Annotated in this window: 12 protein-coding genes; all 12 read right to left on the bottom strand. The window is 52.5% G+C overall.

Translation table 11 applies throughout. From position 1 onward, the window contains the following. Positions 1 to 157: 157 nt before the first annotated feature. Complete coding sequence (ilvA, locus tag ACEVG1_RS17220) at positions 158 to 1,390, bottom strand: threonine ammonia-lyase IlvA (protein ID WP_374744965.1); 1,233 nt, start codon at positions 1,388 to 1,390, stop codon at positions 158 to 160. Beyond that, positions 1,387 to 2,478, bottom strand: a complete 1,092-nt coding sequence (gene leuB / locus ACEVG1_RS17215) for a 3-isopropylmalate dehydrogenase (protein WP_374744964.1) — start codon at positions 2,476 to 2,478, stop codon at positions 1,387 to 1,389. The genes ilvA and leuB overlap by 4 nt, the downstream gene beginning before the upstream one ends. A 21-nt stretch (positions 2,479 to 2,499) precedes the next feature. Then, entirely contained in the window at positions 2,500 to 4,074 is a 1,575-nt protein-coding gene (locus ACEVG1_RS17210) for an alpha-isopropylmalate synthase regulatory domain-containing protein (RefSeq protein WP_374744963.1), read from the bottom strand. Positions 4,075 to 4,078: 4 nt separating this feature from the next. Then, positions 4,079 to 4,675, bottom strand: coding sequence for a 3-isopropylmalate dehydratase small subunit (gene leuD / locus ACEVG1_RS17205; protein WP_374744962.1), 597 nt, complete (start codon positions 4,673 to 4,675; stop codon positions 4,079 to 4,081). Positions 4,676 to 4,762: 87 nt separating this feature from the next. After that, a complete protein-coding gene (gene leuC / locus ACEVG1_RS17200) occupies positions 4,763 to 6,160 on the bottom strand; it encodes a 3-isopropylmalate dehydratase large subunit (RefSeq protein WP_374744961.1) in 1,398 nt (465 codons plus the stop codon). Between the two features lie 88 nt (positions 6,161 to 6,248). After that, positions 6,249 to 7,757, bottom strand: a complete 1,509-nt coding sequence (locus ACEVG1_RS17195; protein ID WP_374744960.1) for a 2-isopropylmalate synthase — start codon at positions 7,755 to 7,757, stop codon at positions 6,249 to 6,251. Between the two features lie 37 nt (positions 7,758 to 7,794). Next, complete coding sequence (locus ACEVG1_RS17190; RefSeq protein ID WP_374744959.1) at positions 7,795 to 9,261, bottom strand: ATP-binding cassette domain-containing protein; 1,467 nt, start codon at positions 9,259 to 9,261, stop codon at positions 7,795 to 7,797. Positions 9,262 to 9,383: 122 nt separating this feature from the next. Then, complete coding sequence (ilvC, locus tag ACEVG1_RS17185; RefSeq protein WP_374744958.1) at positions 9,384 to 10,865, bottom strand: ketol-acid reductoisomerase; 1,482 nt, start codon at positions 10,863 to 10,865, stop codon at positions 9,384 to 9,386. A 27-nt stretch (positions 10,866 to 10,892) separates the two neighbouring features. Further along, positions 10,893 to 11,369, bottom strand: a complete 477-nt coding sequence (locus tag ACEVG1_RS17180) for a DinB family protein (RefSeq protein WP_374744957.1) — start codon at positions 11,367 to 11,369, stop codon at positions 10,893 to 10,895. Between the two features lies 1 nt (position 11,370). Further along, positions 11,371 to 11,961 (bottom strand): acetolactate synthase small subunit, encoded by a 591-nt coding sequence (ilvN, locus tag ACEVG1_RS17175; protein WP_374744956.1) that lies wholly within the window; start codon positions 11,959 to 11,961, stop codon positions 11,371 to 11,373. 44 nt (positions 11,962 to 12,005) lie between these two features. Continuing rightward, on the bottom strand, positions 12,006 to 13,757 hold the full coding sequence (gene ilvB, locus ACEVG1_RS17170; protein ID WP_374744955.1) for a biosynthetic-type acetolactate synthase large subunit: 1,752 nt from the start codon (positions 13,755 to 13,757) through the stop codon (positions 12,006 to 12,008). A gap of 52 nt (positions 13,758 to 13,809) precedes the next feature. Beyond that, entirely contained in the window at positions 13,810 to 15,507 is a 1,698-nt protein-coding gene (ilvD, locus tag ACEVG1_RS17165; RefSeq protein ID WP_374744954.1) for a dihydroxy-acid dehydratase, read from the bottom strand. Positions 15,508 to 15,509: the final 2 nt, after the last annotated feature.

The following is a 15,509-nucleotide window of genomic DNA, read 5'->3' as shown; positions in this document are numbered from 1 at the left end:
TAATTATTGTGAGGCAGGGTAGGTGTAATAGGTTGTTTTATAGTGTTTTGTGTTTATTTCGTTGGTTTCAACAATCGTTGTTGTGGATAATTGTTGGGTGTTTTCGGTATGTTTATTGATATATTAACACGATTGGCCAACCGCAATCATTGCCCGATCAAATCAGGTATTCAAACAATGTCGGATCGCTGTTTACTTCCTTGAAATCGAAGCGGTGTTTGCGCATGCGGTCTACCAGCGCCGCGTAATCTGCCGCATCTTTCAACTCGATTCCCACCAAGGCGGGTCCCCGTTCGCGCTGCGTTTTCTTGATAAATTCAAAACGGGTGATGTCGTCATGCGGACCCAGCACGTCATTCACGAACAGCTTGAGCGCTCCGGGTCGCTGGGGGAATCGCACGATGAAGTAGTGCTTAAGTCCCTCATACAGCAGGGAAAGTTCCTTGATCTCTGCCATGCGGTCGATATCGTTGTTGCCGCCACTCACGATACATGCTACTTTTTTGCCCCTGATTTGGTCGGCATAGGCGTCGAGTGCCGCCACCGCGAGCGCACCCGCGGGCTCGGCCACGATGGCATCTTTGTTGTACAGTTCGAGGATAGTAGTACAGATTTTCCCCTCGGGCACCAGCAGTACATCGGCCAGCAATTCACGTGCGTACCGATACGTAAGGTCGCCGATGCGTTTTACCGCAGCCCCGTCTACGAAACGGTTGATTTCGTTTAGTGTTATCGGCCCGCCATGCGCCAGCGCGGCTTTCATGGAGGGGGCACCCTCGGGTTCTACGCCAACAACGACAATTTCCGGCTTCGTTTCCTTGAAATAGTTCCCTATTCCCGATACCAAGCCGCCACCGCCTATGGGTACGATAACCACATCGGTATCGGGCTGGTCGTACAGTATCTCAACGCCCACGGTGCCTTGGCCCTCCATGATGTCGGGATCGTCAAAAGGATGGATAAAGGTGAGGCCGTGTTCGGCCCCGTATGCGGTTGCCGCCTGTTGGCAGTCGTCGAAGGTATCGCCGGTAAGGACGATTTCTATGCGGTCTCCACCGAACATCTCCGTTTGGCTGATCTTTTGCCGGGGGGTGGGGCCGGGCATGAAGATGACCCCGTTTATGCCAAGGCGTTTACATGAAAACGCTACGCCCTGTGCATGGTTGCCGGCACTGGCACATACCACACCTTTGGAGCGTTCCGCATCCGTGAGTTTGCTGATTTTGTTGTATGCGCCGCGCAGTTTGTACGAGCGGACCACCTGTAGGTCCTCCCGCTTGAGGTACACCGTGGCAGCATATTTTTCAGAAAGCCGTTGGCTGTACTGGAGCGGGGTGTGCGTTACCACCCCCGCCAAACGTTCGGCTGCCGCTTCGGTACGGCGCTTCATGAAGCCGGTGTTTCGGCTGCTTCGGCTACCTTTACCTGGGCCGCTAGCCAATCACCCACCTCGCTGGTTTTATACGCTTTGTTTTTTCCGGAAAGGTCTTCGGTGACCACGCCTTCGGCCAACGATTTGTTGACGATGGCCCGGATGAGTGCGGCTTCATCGCTAAGACCGAACACGTCTTCCAGCAGCATGGCTGCCGATAGGACGGTAGCCAGCGGATTGGCGATGTCTTTGCCTGCCGCCTGTGGGTAAGACCCGTGTATGGGTTCGAATAACGACGTATGTACGCCAATGGAGGCCGAGGGCATCAATCCCATGGAGCCCGAGATAACAGACGCCTCATCGGTGAGGATGTCGCCGAAGAGGTTTTCGGTAATCAATACATCATAAGCACTGGGCCATTGTACCAAGCGCATGGCAACGGCATCCACAAACTCATAGCTTACCTCCACTTCGGGGAAATCTTTTTCCATATCCTGCACGGTTTCGCGCCATAGGCGGGAGCTTTCCAGTACGTTTGCCTTATCCACGCAGCATAGTTTCTTACGGCGGGCCATGGCCATTTCAAAGCCCAACTTCGCCAAGCGCTGTACTTCTTCGCGGGTATAGGTACAGGTATCGAAGGCCGTATTGCCATCGTCCTTCCGTCCGCGCTCGCCGAAGTAAATACCACCGGTAAGCTCCCGGAGAATGATGAGGTCTGTCCCTTCGATGCGTTCCCTTTTCAAAGGCGAGTTGTCAATCAGCGAGGGGAACGTAAACGTAGGCCGTACATTCGCGAACAGACCGAGTTTCTTGCGCATTTTCAATAGGCCCTGTTCGGGGCGCACCGGCGCTTTGGGGTCGTTGTCATAACGGGGGTGGCCAATGGCTCCAAAGAGCACGGCATCGGCAGCCATACAGATTTCGTGGGTGGCCTCCGGATAGGGGTCGCCTACGGCGTCGATGGCCGCGGCCCCGGTCAAACCGGATGTCCAGTTTACTCGGTGTCCGAATTTCTCGGCAACCGCATCAATCACTTTTACCGCTTGTGCAACCACTTCCGGCCCGATTCCATCGCCGGGCAATTGCGCTATATTTAGTTCCATCTTATAAAGTTAAAAATCAATCTACTGTCTAATATCAAGGGGCTTATGCCTTGTGTCTATTGTCTTGTGCTTGCTGTCCGGAAGGATGTTCAGCATTTTCTGGGTTGCCTTGATGGCCGATACAGTTTGGTCCGAGTCCAATCCCCGGGTCGAAAATGTCCGCTTCTCCGTTTGCCAGGTAATGGTGGTTTCGCAGAGTGCATCCGAGCTGCTTCCCGGCGCGATACGCACGTTATAGTCTACCAAGGCCGGCAGACGGATGTCATTTTTTGAATAAGCCATCGTCAGTGCATTCATGAAAGCATCGAACTGGCCATCCCCCTGTGCATGTTCTTCAAACAATTTGCCGTTTACCCGCACGGCGATGGTCGCTGAAGGGCGTAGGCCCTTGGCATGCGTGAGTACATAAGATTCCACCAGGATCTGTTGTTCCTGGGTGCCGGTGGTCAGCACATCGGAAATGATGTACGGCAGGTCCTCGGTGGTTACGGTCTCCTTTTTATCGCCTAGTTCGATAACCCGTTGGGTCACCTTTTTCAGGTCTTCCTCATTCAGTTTGAGGCCAAGCTCTTGCAGGTTTTTTTCGATGTTTGCCTTGCCAGAGGTTTTCCCCAGCGCGTATTTGCGCTTGCGGCCGAATCGTTCGGGCAGCAGATCGTTGAAATATAGGTTATTCTTGTTGTCGCCATCGGCATGGATACCCGCGGTCTGTGTAAAGACGTTATCACCCACCACCGGTTTGTTGGCGGGTATACGCACACCCGAAAAGTTTTCCACGAGCTTGCTTACCGTGTAAATGGCTGATTCCTTAATGCGTACCTCGGCATCGGGCAGCAGGTCATTGATCGCGGCCACGGCACTCGCCAACGGTGCATTGCCAGCCCGTTCGCCCATGCCGTTTACAGTGAGGTGCAAGCCATTGATGCCGGCCTTTACAGCTTCCAGTACGTTTGCCGTACCGAGGTCGTAATCGTTGTGCGCATGGAAATCGAGATGTACCCGGGGATACCTAGCCCGTATGGAAGAAACGAATGCATACGTTTCGTTTGGCGAAAGGATACCTAGTGTGTCGGGCAACATGATCCGGTCGATTGGCTGTGATGCCAGGAAATCAAGGTATTGCAGCACATAATCGGGCGAGTGGCGCATGCCATTGCTCCAATCTTCGAGATATACGTTGGTGCGGATGCCATGGTCGGCCGCCGATTCAATCACAGCGGCTATTTCCCCGAAATGCTGCTGCGGGGTTTTCCGCAACTGGTGCGTGAGATGGTTCAGCGAGCCCTTGGTGAGCAAGTTCTGTACGTTGATACCCGCCTCCCGCATCCACGTAAGCGACCGGCCACCGTCTACGAATGAGAGTACCTCCACGCGCTCCAGGTGGCCGTTGTTGGCAGCCCAGGTCGCAACGGCTTTCACCGCATCAAATTCGCCCTGTGAAACGCGGGCCGAGGCAATTTCCACCCGATTTACCCGCAGTTCCTCCAGCAGCAGCTGTGCGATGGTCAGTTTTTCTGAAACCGAGAACGACACCCCCGATGTTTGTTCGCCATCGCGTAGCGTCGTGTCCATGATTTCAATTGTCCTGCTGGCCATGTGGTTATAATGGGAGTGTCTTGGAAAACTCTTGGATATCGGATTTGATGTTAAGCAAGTAATCGATATCATCGAAGCCGTTTGTCATGTTGCTTTTCTTATAGCTATTGATATCGAAAGACTCCTTTTCGCCGGTGGCCAGTATCGTAACGGTCTGCTCGGGCAGGTTAACCTCCAACTCGGTTGCTGGATCGGCATAAACCGCGGCAAACACCTTCTCTAGGAAGGTCGCACTTACCTGTACGGGCAGTACGCCGATATTCAGGCAGTTGTTGCGGAATATATCTGCAAAGAAGCTGGATATCACGCACCGGAAACCGTGGTCGTAAATGGCCCAGGCGGCGTGTTCGCGGGACGAGCCCGAGCCGAAGTTTTTGCCACCGACGAGGATTTTACCGGTGTATGTGGGGTCGTTTAGCACGAAATCCGCTTTCGGTGTATTATCGGGATGGTACCGCCAGTCGCGGAAAAGGTTATCGCCGAAGCCTTTCCGCTCGGTTGCCTTGAGGAACCGCGCTGGGATAATCTGGTCGGTGTCCACATTCTCGATGGGGAGTGGAACTGCCGTACTTGTCAATATGTTGAAACTGTCGTATGCCATTTGGGTAAAGTCAAAAGTTAAAAGTTAAAAGTCAAAAGTCAAAAGTTAAAAGTCGTATGTCAATTTTCACTTTTTAATTTTGATTTTTTACTTCAGAAGTGTTCGCGGATCGGTTACTCTGCCGGTTACAGCCGCCGCCGCCGCTACTAGGGGGCTGGCTAGCAAGGTACGGGCGCCGGGGCCCTGCCGGCCTTCGAAGTTGCGGTTTGACGTACTCACCGCGTATTTTCCGGCGGGTATTTTATCGTCGTTCATTGCCAAGCATGCCGAACAACCGGGTTGCCGCAAGGTAAAGCCGGCTTCGGTGAGCGTATCGAGGATGCCCTCTTCACGGATCTGTTTTTCCACAACGTGCGAGCCGGGCACCAGCCACACCGTGACATCTTCGGCCTTCCGTTTACCTTTAACCAAGGATGCAAAGGCGCGGAAGTCTTCAATGCGGCCGTTGGTGCAACTACCTAAGAATACGTAATCTATTTTCTTGCCCACCATCGCTTCGCCCTCATGGAAACCCATGTAACCGAGTGATTTTTCAAAGGTGGCTTTTGCCTCTTCTACCTGCTTGGCATCGGGGATATCTTGGGTAATTCCAATGCCCATGCCCGGATTGGTACCATAGGTAATCATCGGTTCGATGTCCGCACCATCAAACGTTAGTTCCTTGTCGAATTGGGCGTCGGCATCGCTTTTCAGCGTTTTCCAATAGGCCATCGCTTTGTCCCAGTCTGCACCTTTCGGGCTAAATTCACGGCCTTCGATGTAGTCAAACGTAGTTTGGTCGGGGGCAATCATTCCACCGCGGGCCCCCATCTCGATGCTGAGGTTACACACGGTCATGCGGCCTTCCATACTCATCTGCTCGAATACCGAGCCGGCATATTCGACGAAATAGCCGGTAGCACCCGACGTCGTGAGTTTAGAGATAATGAAAAGGGCCACATCTTTGGGCAACACGCCACGGCCCAACTCGCCGTTGATGGTGATGCGCATTTTTTTGGGTTTCGGCTGCATGATGCACTGGGTAGAAAGCACCATCTCCACTTCGGAAGTGCCGATACCGAAAGCGATGGCACCGAAGGCACCGTGGGTAGAGGTGTGTGAATCGCCGCACACGATGGTGGCACCGGGCTGCGTAATGCCGTTTTCCGGACCGATTACGTGGACGATACCATTCTTGTAGTGGCCTAAGCCCCAATGCCGGATACCATATGCCTTCGTGTTTTCTTCCAACGCCTTCAGTTGGTTGGCAGATAAGGGGTCTGCCACGGGTTTGTCTTGATTTATTGTCGGTGTGTTGTGGTCGGCCGTCGCAAAGGTACGCTCCGGATACAGTACACTGATACCCCGGTTCCTGAGCCCCAGAAATGCAACCGGGCTGGTCACCTCGTGGATTAAATGCCGATCAATAAACAACACATCTGGCCCCCCTTCGATCTTATGCACGACGTGTGCATCCCACACTTTGTCAAATAATGTCTTACTCATTTTTATAGTTGTTGTTTTTTTGCTGTTTGCTTTTTTGCCGTTTGCTTCCAAACTTCCTCACTAGCGACTAATGACTTACGACTAATAGCTAAATAAACTTATTCAACGCATCGAGGTACGCATTTGCCGAAGCTCGAACGATATCCGTACTGAACCCGTAGCCCATGTAAGATTTGTCTTCATACACTACGCGCATATCCACTTTACTGACGTCGTCGCTGCCGCCATGAATCGAGTGGATGTTAAATTCCTTGATTTCGATGTGTTTGCCCGTGATCTCCTCGATGGCTTTAATAGTTGCACTTACCGGGCCGTTACCGGTTGACGTGGCTGTGTATTCTTCGCCGTTATGACCAAGTTTGATGGTTGCTATCGGGGTGTCCTGGTCGCCGGTTGTCACCTGCAATGCATTGATGGCTAAGCCATTCTTGAAATTTTCTTCCGCCTTCGCACCCATCAGTTGGAGCAGGTCGTCGTCGTTCAATTCCTTTTTCGCATCGGCGAGTTCCAAGAAGCGCTGGTAAACCTGGTCGAGGTCAATCCGGTCGCTGGCATATCCCAGGCGCACCAGATGGTGCTTTAGCGCATGTCTGCCGCTCCGGGCGGTCAATATAATCTCCGATTGGTCGATACCGACATCCTCCGGGTTCATGATCTCGTAATTTTCACGGTGCTTGAGTACCCCGTCCTGGTGTATGCCAGAGCTATGCGCGAAGGCATTTTTCCCTACGATTGCTTTGTTGGGTTGTACCGGCATGCGCATCATCCGGCTTACCGTGCCACTTAGCGGGTACAGTTGTTTCGTGTTGATGTTCGTATGCAGATCAAGGGATTGGTGCACTTTCAATGCCATAACGATCTCTTCGAGCGAGGTGTTGCCCGCGCGCTCACCGATGCCGTTGATGGTACATTCTACTTGACGGGCACCATTTTGTAAACCAGCCAAGCTGTTGGCTGTTGCCAGTCCGAGGTCATTGTGGCAGTGGACAGAAATAATGGCTTGGTCGATATTTTTTACATGCTCCTTGAGGTACTTGATTTTAGCACCGTATTGCTCGGGGAGACAATAGCCGTTGGTATCCGGTATGTTTACCACGGTTGCGCCAGCGGCAATCACCGCCTCGATCATACGGGCGAGGTATTCGTTGTCTGCCCGGCCGGCGTCTTCCGCATAAAATTCGATGTCTTCGACGAAGCTTTTAGCGTATTTCACCGCCTCGACAGCCCGTTCCAGAATCGCTTCCCGTGTACTGTTGAATTTATATTTGATGTGCATATCGGACGAGCCGATGCCGGTGTGGATACGGGGGTGCTTCGCGTACTTCAGTGCGTCCGCGGCGCAGTCGATATCGCCTTTCACGGCACGTGTGAGTGCGCAAACGGTGGGGTCGGTCACCAATTTGGAAATCTCTACGACGCTGTTGAAGTCGCCCGGGCTCGAAATCGGGAATCCGGCTTCGATAACATCCACACCCAGGGTTTCCAATGCTTCGGCAATGATGAGTTTCTCAGGGGTGGTCAACTGCGAGCCCGGCACCTGCTCCCCATCCCGGAGGGTGGTGTCAAAAACATATATGCGGTTAGGATCGTGCAACATAGTAAGCTGTTTTTTTGTTATGTGTGTTGGTACCTGCTTAACAAGCAAGTTCGTTCATCTCTTCTATTACCTGTACTTCGCCCTTTTCTAGTATCATTTTCTTTTCCAAACAATTGGGTAGTTGTGTTTCGTAATGGCCCACATAGATCAGCGTTTTCCCGAAATTGCAGAGTTCATCCACCACGGCGTTGAAAAGCGCGGTCTGCGTGTGGTCGAGCCCTTGGCACGGTTCATCCAGGATCAGCAGCGGCGGGTTTTTGATAATGGTACGGGCCAGCAATACCAAGCGTTGTTTTCCCAGGGGCAGCGTGGTAATTAGCCGGTCTTTGACCTCGGTGAGTTCAAAGAAGGCTAATAGCTCATTGATTTTCTGCTGTTTCTCGTAACTCACCTGTCTGAACAAACCGATACTGTCGTAAAAGCCGGAAGCGATTGCTTGCCATACACGGGCGGTTTTATCAAAATACCAATGCAATTCTGGCGAGATAATGCCGATACGTTCTTTGATTTCCCAGATGCTCTCGCCACTACCACGTGGTTGGCCGAAGAGGCTGATGCGATTGGCATACGCTTGCGGATGGTCGCCCGTTAGTAAGCTTAGCAGGGTCGATTTTCCGGAACCGTTGTGCCCCTGTAGCAACCACTTCTCACCTGCAAGGACGGTCCAATTGATTCCTTTCAATACCACCTTCTCGCCATACCGTACATGGATGTCTTCCATTTTTACCATGCTATCGGAGGGCGACACGGGAGCCTCCCTAAGGAATAGGGGTAGTGGTTGGCGCGTACGGCCCAAGTCCGTCGAAAACGCGTTTGGCGAGTCCACCTGCCTTATCTTGCCTTGACTGATTTCAGCAAACCGGTTGATGCAGCGTGGCAAATCGGCTTCATTCGTAACGAGTACGAGATGCGCCCCTCCTTCGGCAAGCTCGTCAAAAAAACCGTTCAGCTTTCCACGCGACGCTTTGTCCAATCCGGTATAAGGTTCGTCAACAATCAGTAGCTGGGGTTTGAGCCACAAAGCTTTGATCAATTGCAACTTCTTGTGCTCACCGCTAGAGAGCTCGATCAATTGGGTGCCCTTCAGGTCGGTAAATTCAAACAGGGTGAGGTACTGCTCGAGGTCTGCAAATGACAGGTTCTCGGACTCGGCATAGGCCGCTAACTCGGCGTATACGGTTAGCGTGTCGTCCTTTTGTTGCTTGTTATATCGCTGTTGGTAATAAAAATTGCGATCTCCTTCGAGGTTGGTAAACGCATACCAATTGGATACATACAAGACACGCGGAGGCAGCGGAGACCCGTGGTCAACGTTTATTTTGACGGTGCCGCTTGTTTTTTCAAGACCAGCCAAGGCTTTTGCAAGCGTACTTTTGCCCGAGCCGCTTTTGCCCCCGACGAGCCAGTGTTCTCCACGGTGGATTTGCCAGTCCAATCGATCCAATACCACACATCCCGCATATTGCAGGTTCAATTGGTCGATATGGACGACGGGGTCAGTCATTATAGTACGTTACAAATTTATGCAAAATGCGAATGATATGCAATTATGCCCTTTTTTGGTGGATAAAGCCATCCAAGCCGGCCCCGGCGGTCACAGTGTCTGCCGGCTTGGAAGGGGGCTTTCTACACTGTTTTTATCGCCTTCATGGCCGTCATGGCTTTGCGCAATACAGCACCCACTTTTTCAACGGGATGGGTGCGTATGGCCTCGTTCACAGCAATCAATGCCTGGTTGTCGACCGCGAGGTCTTTCCCTTCGTTGAAATCCCGGCCAATGATGTCCGTATCCACGGTTTTCATGAAGTCGGCCAACAACGGCTTACATGCATGGTCAAACAGGTAACACCCGTATTCAGCGGTATCGGAAATAACGCGGTTCATCTCGAACAGTTTTTTACGGGCGATGGTGTTGGCAATCAACGGCGTTTCATGTAACGATTCATAATATGCCGATTCTGGTTTGATGCCTGCTTCGACCATGGTTTCAAAAGCGAGTTCAACGCCTGCTTTGATATAGGAAACCATAAACACGGCATTGTCAAAATATGCTTGCTCACTGATCTTCACGTCGCCGGCAGGTGTTTTTTCAAAGGCGGTCTCGCCGGTGGCGGCACGCCAGCCCAGCAGTTGCTTGTCACCATTCGCCCAGTCTTCCATCATCGTGCGGCTAAATTCGCCGCTCATGATGTCGTCCTGGTGTTTTTGGAATAAAGGCCGCATGATTGTTTTCAGTTCTTCGGAAACCTCGAAGGCTTTTATTTTGGCCACATTGCTAAGGCGGTCCATCATCGCGGTAATCCCGCCTTGTTTCAACGCTTCGGTAATGACCTCAACGCCGTATTGTACCAATTTGGAGGCGTAGCCCGGATCGATGCCTTTTTCGACCATTTTATCGAATGAAAGGATGGATCCGGTCTGCAGCAGCCCGCATAAAATGGTTTGTTCGCCCATCAAGTCAGATTTGACCTCCGCTACGAAGGAAGAACGCAATACGCCTGCTTTATGGCCGCCGGTTCCCACGCAGTAAGCTTTTGCTTCGGCAAGCCCTTTTCCTTGGGGGTCGTTTTCGGGGTGGACGGCGATGAGTGTGGGTACGCCAAAGCCACGCAGGTATTCTGCCCTTACTTCCGAGCCGGGGCATTTGGGAGCGATCATGATGACGGTAATGTCTTTACGGATCTGCTTTCCTACTTCCACAATATTGAAACCGTGGGAATAGGATAAGGTAGCACCCTCTTTCATCAGCGGCATCACGGCGTCGATTACCGATGAGTGCTGCTTGTCGGGCGTCAGGTTGCTAACCAGGTCTGCCGTGGGGATCAGCTCTTCGTAAGTACCTACCGTAAAGTGGTTGTCGGTAGCATTCTTCCACGAGTCGCGTTTTTGTTCGATGGCTTCCTTCCGGAGGGCATACGAAACATCCAGTCCGCTGTCTCTTAAATTAAGCCCTTGGTTGAGGCCCTGCGCACCACAGCCCACGATAACGATTTTTTTACCTTTCAAAGCGCTAACGCCGTCAGCAAATTCGCTGATATCCATAAATTCGGCAACGCCTAATTGGTTCAATTGTTCTCTGAGGGGTAGGGTGTTGAAATAATTTGCCATTGTTTTTATCGTTTGACTTCTTTGTTTTTATTTGCTGTTTTTGATGATTCTTCTTTGTGCGATGGCATAGCCGTAATGCGTGTTGTCATGGCCAACGGTGGTAGCCAATAGCTCTTCGATCGTATTGATCACGGCACCGAACGTTATGGTGCTGAAAGGCTCCATTTGCTTGAACAACCCGTTTTTATAGTCTTCTTCCAACGTGTGGATGGTTGAGATGGCCAACCCTTTCAGATCAGCGAGCTCGGATGCATTGACCTCATAGGTGGGTTTCGTCCCTTTTTTGTAGGCTTCCACATACTTGATCTTGGCGGCATCCGGCCAGATGCCGGTGCGTACATAACACAACAGCGGTGTACTGACCACGATATGCCCAAAGTTCCAGATGATGTTGTTGTTGAAGCCATCAGGAACCTGGTTCAATTCGTCTGCGGACAGCCCATCTACCAATTCGGCGAAAGCCTTGCGGCTGTCGATGATAAATTTGAATACACTTTCCATCATGCTACATCGTAAATACCTTATCCTGCTTGTTGAGGTACTTGTTTTCGACTACCTCACTGGCAGGCTCTGCTTCTTCAAATTCTTTGAGTTTTTTATGGAAGCCTTCGCTGTCCTTGATGATCGCAATGCGGGCGCTCCGCACAAACTCGATGAGGTTATATTCGGCCAATGCTTCCGTTAGGGCATCGATTTCTTCACGGTGCCCGGCGGTCTCAAACACCGTATAGTCGTTGCGTATCACCACCGCACTGGCACCGTATTGGCGCAAAAGCCGTTCCACGGGCGCTTTCTCGGTAACCACATCGGTAGGTACTTTATATAGCGCCTGCTCCTGCCAAATCACCTCGTCGTTGGTGTTGTAGTACGCTTTCAGCACTTCTACCTGTTTTTCGATCTGCCGGCATAACTTGCGTACCACCTCTTCCGTTTCGTTGATGACGATGGTAAACCGGTGGATGCCTTCGGCTTCCGATGGTGACGTGTTGAGGCTCTCGATGTTGATTTTGCGCCGCGAGAAGATAATGGATATACGGCCGATCATCCCGATGCTGTTTTCCGTATATAAGGTGATGGTATATTCTTGCTTTTCCATGTTTTAGTAAATCAAAAGTTAAAAACCCAGCGTCGAAAATTCAATTATTTCAACCTGATTTCACTTACGCTGCTACCTTGGGGCACCATGGGGAACACGTTGTTTTCCTTGCCTACCATCACCTCGAGGAAGTACGATCCATCGTAATCGATCATTTCCTGCAATGCCTGTTTCAGGTTCGTACGGTCATTGATGCTGCGGCCCGGTATGCCGTAACCTTTCGCTACGGTGACGAAATCGGGGCTGGTAATGTTTACAAACGAGTACCGCTTATCGTGGAAGAGCTGCTGCCACTGGCGTACCATCCCTAGAAATTCATTGTTGAGGACGAGGATTTTTACCTTGGCACCGAACTGCATGATGGTACCGAACTCCTGGATGGTCATCTGGATACCGCCGTCGCCGATGACGGCGACCACCGTGCGGTCGGGTGCACCGTACCAAGCGCCGATAGCAGCGGGGAGCCCGAATCCCATCGTGCCCAGTCCGCCGGAAGTAACGTTGCTTTTGGACTGGTTGAATTTCGCATAGCGGCAGGCCACCATCTGGTGCTGGCCTACGTCGGTAACGATGACCGCATCACCACCGGTCAGCTCATTGACCGTCTTGATGACTTCGCCCATGGTCATGATATCCGTGGTGGGGTTGAGCTCGTTGTGGATGACTTCCTTGATCTCCTCCTGTTCCAACTCGCGGAAACGCGTTAACCACTCTTTGTGCTCACGCTGGGTTACCAGTTCGGTAAGCAACGGTAAGGTTTCTTTGCAATCGCCCCAAACCGGCACGGTCGCTTTAACGTTTTTATCGATTTCGGCGGGATCGATGTCGAGGTGAACCACTTTGGCCTGTTTGGCATATTTGTCTAACCTGCCCGTTACACGGTCATCAAAGCGCATACCGATCGCGATGAGCACATCGCAATCGTTGGTGAGTACGTTGGGAGCATAGTTGCCATGCATGCCCAGCATACCGACATGTAGTGGGTGGTCGGTTTCCAGCGCACTGAGCCCCATCACGGTAGCCGCTGCGGGGATACCTGCTTTTTCGATGAATGCCTTAAATTCGTTCTCCGCCTTGCCGAGGATGACGCCCTGGCCAAACAGGATAAACGGCTTTTGGGCCGCGTTGATCAGTTCAGCGGCTTGCTGCACATATTCCCGGCGCACGATGGGCTTGGGGCGGTAGCTACGGATATGATTGCACACCTGGTAGCCGGCATAGTCGAACAACTGGATCTGGGCATTCTTCGTGATATCGATCAGGACCGGGCCGGGCCGGCCGGTACGGGCTACGTGGAAGGCCTTGGCCAGTGCAGTGGGTATTTCGCAGGCGTCTGTAACCTGGTAATTCCATTTGGTAACCGGGGCGGTGATGTTGATCACGTCGGTTTCTTGGAAAGCATCGGTGCCCAACAGGTGTGCAAATACTTGGCCGGTGATGCAGACGACGGGGTTACTATCGATCATGGCATCGGCAAGGCCGGTCACCAGGTTGGTGGCACCCGGGCCGCTGGTAGCGAAAACAACCCCCACACGGCCAGACGTACGGGCATAACCCTGCGCGGCATGGATGCCGCCTTGCTCGTGGCGTACCAGGATATGCTTCAGCTTTTCGCTGTAATCGTATAGCGCATCATAGATGGGCATGATCGCACCGCCGGGGTAGCCAAATATGGTATCCACACCTTCTGCCAGCAGCGCTTCGAGCACGGCCTGTGAACCACTCAATTGGATGGTTTCGACGTTGCGGTTCGAATCGCTCTGGGAATTGTCTTTCGTGATTTCCAACGTGTTCATAGTTTTTTGTTTTTTGCTTCCGTACTAACGACTTATGACTAACGACTTACAATCAACATTCATCCGTTACGCAACCCGATGCTGCGTCGGCCACTGTCTTTGCATATTTATATAATACCCCTTTTGTTACTTTCAGGCTGGGTTTTTCCCATTTTGCCCGGCGCTCAGCGATGACATTGTCTGCCACCAGTAGGTTGATGGTATTGCTGACCGCATCGATAACGATGGTATCGTCATCCTCCACCAGGCCGATTAGGCCGCCTTCGTAAGCTTCGGGCGTAATGTGGCCCACCACAAACCCATGGGTACCGCCGCTGAAGCGGCCATCGGTAATCAGCGCCACGCTTTTGCCGAGTCCCGCCCCGATGATGGCCGATGTCGGTTTCAGCATTTCGGGCATGCCCGGCGCTCCCTTGGGGCCTTCGTTTTTGATGACGATCACATCCCCCGGCCGCACCCGTTTTGACGCCAGCCCGGCAATCAGGTCCTTTTCGCCGTCAAACACACGGGCCGGTCCTTCGAAACGTTCCCCTTCCTTGCCCGAAATCTTGGCTACACTGCCTTTTTCGGCCAGGTTGCCGTACAGGATCTGAAGGTGGCCCGTCGGTTTGATGGGCCGGTCGAGCGTATGCACGATTTGTTGGTCTATTTCATTGATGGGAGTCACGTTCGATAGGTTCTCGGCCAACGTCTGTCCGGTTACGGTGAGGCAATCGCCATGCAGCAATCCTTCGTTGAGCAGGTATTTCATTACCGCCGGTACGCCGCCATAGTTGTGCAGGTCTTGCATAAGGTACTTACCGCTCGGCTTGAAATCGGCAAGTACGGGTGTCTTATCACTCATCTGCTGGAAATCGTCTTGGGTGATGTTGATGCCCACGCTTTTGCCGATGGCGATGAAATGGAGCACGGCGTTGGTGCTCCCACCGAGAACGATGATGACCCGCAGTGCGTTTTCGAACGCTTCGCGCGTCATGATGTCCGATGGTTTGATGTCGCGTTCGAGCAGGATACGGATGTACTTGCCAGCCTCGCGGCATTCTTGTTTCTTTTCCTCGCTTACCGCCGGGTTGGAAGACGAGTAGGGGAGGCTCATGCCCAGTGCCTCGATGGCCGCCGCCATGGTGTTGGCGGTATACATGCCCCCACAGGCCCCTGCACCCGGGCAGGTGTGCTTAACAATGCCCAGGAAATCCTCGTCGGTGAGCTCGCCCGCGATCTTTTGCCCCAATGCCTCGAAGGCCGATACGATGTTCAGGTCCTGCCCTTTGTAGTGGCCCGGTGCGATGGTGCCCCCATATACCATGATGGATGGGCGGTCGAGCCGTGCCATGGCCATGATGGAGCCGGGCATATTTTTGTCGCAGCCGGGGATGGTGATGACGCCGTCGTAATACTGGCCACCACAGATCGCCTCGATGCTGTCAGCGATGATGTCGCGGCTCACCAACGAGTACCGCATGCCATCCGTGCCGTTGCTCATGCCGTCGCTCACCCCAATGGTGTTGAAAACAAGGCCCACCAAATCGTTCCCCCAAACGCCTTCCTTTACCACTTGGGCTAGGTCGTTGAGGTGCATGTTGCAGGTATTCCCATCGTAGCCCATGCTACCGATGCCAACCTGCGCCTTCTGCATGTCGTCGTCCGTTAGCCCGATGCCATAGAGCATCGCTTGGGCAGCAGGCTGGGTTTTATCCTGCGTAAATACTTTACTGTATTTGTTTAGTTCTGTTGTTTGATTAGTTAGCATAA

Source organism: Parapedobacter sp. 2B3, from assembly GCF_041925275.1.
GTDB lineage: Bacteria > Bacteroidota > Bacteroidia > Sphingobacteriales > Sphingobacteriaceae > Parapedobacter > Parapedobacter pyrenivorans_A.
This window is presented reverse-complemented; position numbering and strand designations above follow the sequence as displayed.

Excerpts from the sequence above, each read along its gene's own strand:
- ilvA (WP_374744965.1), bottom strand. The coding sequence starts at position 1,390 with ATGAAGCGCCGTACCGAAGCGGCAGCCGAACGTTTGGCGGGGGTGGTA.
- leuB (WP_374744964.1), bottom strand. The coding sequence starts at position 2,478 with ATGGAACTAAATATAGCGCAATTGCCCGGCGATGGAATCGGGCCGGAA.
- ACEVG1_RS17210 (WP_374744963.1), bottom strand. The coding sequence starts at position 4,074 with ATGGCCAGCAGGACAATTGAAATCATGGACACGACGCTACGCGATGGC.
- leuD (WP_374744962.1), bottom strand. The coding sequence starts at position 4,675 with ATGGCATACGACAGTTTCAACATATTGACAAGTACGGCAGTTCCACTC.
- leuC (WP_374744961.1), bottom strand. The coding sequence starts at position 6,160 with ATGAGTAAGACATTATTTGACAAAGTGTGGGATGCACACGTCGTGCAT.
- ACEVG1_RS17195 (WP_374744960.1), bottom strand. The coding sequence starts at position 7,757 with ATGTTGCACGATCCTAACCGCATATATGTTTTTGACACCACCCTCCGG.
- ACEVG1_RS17190 (WP_374744959.1), bottom strand. The coding sequence starts at position 9,261 with ATGACTGACCCCGTCGTCCATATCGACCAATTGAACCTGCAATATGCG.
- ilvC (WP_374744958.1), bottom strand. The coding sequence starts at position 10,865 with ATGGCAAATTATTTCAACACCCTACCCCTCAGAGAACAATTGAACCAA.
- ACEVG1_RS17180 (WP_374744957.1), bottom strand. The coding sequence starts at position 11,369 with ATGATGGAAAGTGTATTCAAATTTATCATCGACAGCCGCAAGGCTTTC.
- ilvN (WP_374744956.1), bottom strand. The coding sequence starts at position 11,961 with ATGGAAAAGCAAGAATATACCATCACCTTATATACGGAAAACAGCATC.
- ilvB (WP_374744955.1), bottom strand. The coding sequence starts at position 13,757 with ATGAACACGTTGGAAATCACGAAAGACAATTCCCAGAGCGATTCGAAC.
- ilvD (WP_374744954.1), bottom strand. The coding sequence starts at position 15,507 with ATGCTAACTAATCAAACAACAGAACTAAACAAATACAGTAAAGTATTT.